The following is a 661-nucleotide window of genomic DNA, read 5'->3' on the forward strand; positions in this document are numbered from 1 at the left end:
GGAGAGCGGACGACCGCTGAACGCCGCGAGGATCTGGGTATCAATCAGCGGCTGCGGCATGATGCCAAAGGTGTTGAGAAATACTTCCAGATCTTCACTGCCCGCGTGCAGATATTTGGTCACGGCGGTATCCAGCAACAGCTCGCGCATTGGCGCCCAGTCGGTAATGCCGAGGGGGTCAATCAACGACACGTGTTTGCCGTCATACATCTGAATCAGACCCAGCTGCGGATAGTACGTTCGGGTGCGGACAAATTCCGTATCCAGGGCGATAGCGGGAAATTCACGCGTCACCTCGCACAGCGAAGCCAGCTCGTCGTTGGTTGTGATCATCTGGTAATTCAAATCGGACTCTCTTTTGTTTGCGCCCATAAAAAACGCCGGCGTAGCCGGCGTCAGGCGACTCATTCGTTACTTAGCCTTTATTGTCCACTTTAGCGCGCGCTTCGTCACGCAGTTCTCGCCGCAAAATTTTCCCGACGTTGGATTTCGGCAGTTCATCACGGAATTCCACCAGCTTCGGCACCTTGTATCCGGTCAAATGGCGACGGCAGAACGTAATCAGCGCCTCTTCGGTTAACGCAGCATCTTTCTTGACTACGAAAATCTTCACCGCTTCGCCGCTGCTGCCTGACGGCACGCCGATGGCCGCCACTTCCAG

Annotated in this window: 2 protein-coding genes; both read right to left on the reverse strand. The window is 55.4% G+C overall.

All coding sequences use genetic code 11. The features are described 5' to 3' along the window. Window positions 1-333: ribonuclease D (locus ACFPZN_RS56365; RefSeq protein ID WP_378293702.1), on the reverse strand; the 333-nt coding region annotated here is incomplete at its 3' end. Between the two features lie 82 nt (window positions 334-415). Further along, window positions 416-661 (reverse strand): AMP-binding enzyme (locus ACFPZN_RS56370; protein ID WP_417281738.1); only part of this gene is annotated, 246 nt, incomplete at its 5' end.

This window comes from Actinomadura rugatobispora (assembly GCF_042656285.1).
GTDB classification, from domain to species: Bacteria; Actinomycetota; Actinomycetes; order Streptosporangiales; family Streptosporangiaceae; genus Spirillospora; species Spirillospora rugatobispora.